The organism is uncultured Methylobacterium sp. (genome assembly GCF_964244095.1).
Lineage (GTDB): Bacteria > Pseudomonadota > Alphaproteobacteria > Rhizobiales > Beijerinckiaceae > Methylobacterium.
Map to the genome: position 1 here is coordinate 1 of NZ_CAXTHR010000269.1, position 2630 is coordinate 2630.

Genomic DNA, 2630 nt, shown 5'->3' on the forward strand with positions numbered 1-2630 from the left:
ACCTCCATCGTCGCCTTGTCGGTCTCGATCTCGGCGAGCACGTCGCCGGACTTGATCGCGTCGCCCTCCTTCTTCAGCCACTTGGCGAGGTTGCCCTTCTCCATCGTCGGCGACAGGGCGGGCATCAGGACGTTGATCGGCATGGCGTCAGGTCTCTGGCAAGGACAAGGGCGCCGGCGAGGGCGGGACGGCCGGATCGTCGAAGGGAAACAGGTCGTCGAGCGGGAACGGGACGGCGTCGAAGGGGGCCAGGCCGACCGTCTCGCCGCGCTGGACGGTGCCGAGCAGCAGCCAGCGTCCGCCGGTGAGCGCGAAGGCTTCGAGCACGCCGTCGCTCGGATCGAGCAGCCAGAGGTGCCCGACCTGCGCCTCCGCGTAGATGCGGCGCTTCGGGCCACGGTCGAGGCGGATCGTCGCCGGCGACAGGATCTCGCAGACCCAGTCCGGCGGGGTCTCGATATGGGCTTCGGCCGGCTCGGTCGGCATCCGCGCGCGGCGCCAGCCGGCCAGATCCGGCACCACCACCTGCGGACCGAGGTGAAGCTCGGGCTTCCAGGCGAATATCCAGCCACCAGGCCTGTGTCGTGCATGGCCGAACGCCGAGCCCAACGTACTCGCCAGTACCGTGGCCGCAGCCCCGTGCAGGGGTGGTAGCGGCGCGTGCGTCTCCAGCATCCCGTCGACAATCTCGGCCACGAGATGATCCGGAACGGCTTCGAGGTCGGCGTAGGTGGCGAGACGGGTCGCGGCCCCAGGCATGTGCGACATCTTCGATGCTAGTTGAAGCCGCCGGGGCGGAGGCTCTCGGCCTCCCACCCGGCGCGGATGCGCTCGAACGCCTCGTCCTCCGACATCTCGGTCTCCGCGGCGTAGGCACGCGCCGCCTGTCCGGCGAGGTCGATCAGGAGGCGGCCCCAGGTCGCCGGGTCGTCGAAGGCGCGGCGCAGGGCCACGCTGACGGCCCCGTCCACGACCGCCGCGCGCAGAACCTCGATGCCGCCCTGCTCCTGGGCGTCTGGGGGGATGTCGAGGGCTTGGAAGGTCTCGCTCATGGCCTGCACCGTCTTACCGACAGGACGCAGGGGGTCGCGCGGCCTCGACCGGCCGTTCGTTCCGGATTGGTCGATGTCCCGCCCTGGCGAGCCCGGATCACCGGTAGCAGACGGCCTTGGCCGCCTCGACCACCTCGGCGACGTTGGGCAGCGCCAGCTTCTCGAGGTTGGCAGCATACGGCATCGGCACGTCCTTGCCGGTGACGCGCAGCACCGGGGCGTCGAGGTAGTCGAACGCGTCGACCATCAGACGGGCCACGATCTCGGCGCCGATGCCGGATTGCGGAAAGCCCTCCTCGACGGTGACGCAGCGGCCGGTCTTGCGCACCGATTCCAGCACCGTCCCGGTGTCCATCGGCCGGAGCGTGCGCAGGTCGATCACCTCCGCCTCGATGCCCTGCTCGGCCAGCACCTGCGCGGCCTTCAGCGCATAGCTCATGCCGATGGCAAACGACACGATGGTTACGTCCTTGCCGGTGCGGTGGATCTTCGCCTTGCCGATCGGCAGCACGAAGTCGTCGAGCTTCGGCACCGGGAAGGTCTGGCCGTAGAGGATCTCGTTCTCGAGGAAGACCACCGGGTTGGGATCGCGGATCGCGGCCTTGAGCAGGCCCTTGGCGTCGGAGGCGGTGTAGGGCGCGATCACCTTGAGGCCGGGGACGTTGGAATACCACGCCGAATAGTCGTGGCTGTGCTGGGCGCCGACGCGGGCGGCGGCGCCGTTGGGGCCGCGGAACACGATCGGGCAGCCGAGTTGGCCGCCGGACATGTACAGCGTCTTGGCCGCCGAGTTGATGATGTGGTCGATCGCCTGCATCGCGAAGTTGAAGGTCATGAACTCGACGATGGGTTTAAGGCCCGAGAGCGCCGCGCCGACGCCGATGCCGGCAAACCCGTGCTCGGTGATCGGCGTGTCGACGACGCGGCGCGCGCCGAACTCCTGCAGCAGGTTCTGCGTGACCTTGTAGGCACCCTGGTACTCGGCGACCTCCTCGCCGATGACGAACACGTCCGCGTCCCGGCGCATCTCCTCGGCCATGGCGTCGCGCAGCGCCTCGCGCACGGTCATCGTCACCATTTCGGTGCCGGCCGGGAACTCCTCCATCACCGGTGCCGCCGCCCTGTTGGTGATGACGGCAGGCGACGCGGGCGCGGCCGGCTTGTCGTCGCCGGTCTTGGCGATGGCGGCCGCGCCCGAGGCCAGCCCTTCTGCCTGCATCGTCGGCGTGGGGGCTTTCTGGCCGTCCGTATCTGCTCCGTTGGCCTTCGGCTTGCCGCCGGAGGCGGCGGCCGCCGCGACGTCCTCGCCCTCGCCGGCGATGATCGCGATCGGCGTGTTGACCGCCACGTTCTCGGTGCCCTCCGCGATCAGGATGCGCGCCAGCACGCCCTCGTCGATCGCCTCGACCTCCATCGTCGCCTTATCGGTCTCGATCTCGGCGAGCACGTCGCCGGACTTGACCGCGTCACCCTCTTTTTTGAGCCACTTGGAGAGCTTGCCCTCCTCCATGGTCGGTGAGAGCGCGGGCATCAGGATGTCGGTCGCCATGATGGTCTCTGTCGGTGAGGCGGGCGGGG

General features: G+C 69.3%; 4 protein-coding genes. All 4 read right to left on the reverse strand.

From position 1 onward, the window contains the following. The coding region (locus ACFE86_RS22360; RefSeq protein ID WP_375457506.1) for a biotin/lipoyl-containing protein at nt 1-143 on the reverse strand (143 nt) is incomplete at its 3' end. A 4-nt stretch (nt 144-147) separates the two neighbouring features. Then, on the reverse strand, nt 148-759 hold the full coding sequence (locus ACFE86_RS22365) for a Uma2 family endonuclease (protein ID WP_375457504.1): 612 nt from the start codon (nt 757-759) through the stop codon (nt 148-150). 17 nt (nt 760-776) lie between these two features. Next, entirely contained in the window at nt 777-1052 is a 276-nt protein-coding gene (locus ACFE86_RS22370) for a DUF5076 domain-containing protein (RefSeq protein ID WP_375457505.1), read from the reverse strand. Between the two features lie 97 nt (nt 1053-1149). Beyond that, entirely contained in the window at nt 1150-2601 is a 1452-nt protein-coding gene (locus tag ACFE86_RS22375) for a pyruvate dehydrogenase complex E1 component subunit beta (protein WP_375457507.1), read from the reverse strand. Nucleotides 2602-2630 lie beyond the last annotated feature (29 nt).

Bases quoted from the DNA above. Each gene is read 5' to 3' on its own strand.
- ACFE86_RS22365 (WP_375457504.1), bottom strand. From the start codon at position 759: ATGCCTGGGGCCGCGACCCGTCTCGCCACCTACGCCGACCTCGAAGCC.
- ACFE86_RS22370 (WP_375457505.1), bottom strand. From the start codon at position 1,052: ATGAGCGAGACCTTCCAAGCCCTCGACATCCCCCCAGACGCCCAGGAG.
- ACFE86_RS22375 (WP_375457507.1), bottom strand. From the start codon at position 2,601: ATGGCGACCGACATCCTGATGCCCGCGCTCTCACCGACCATGGAGGAG.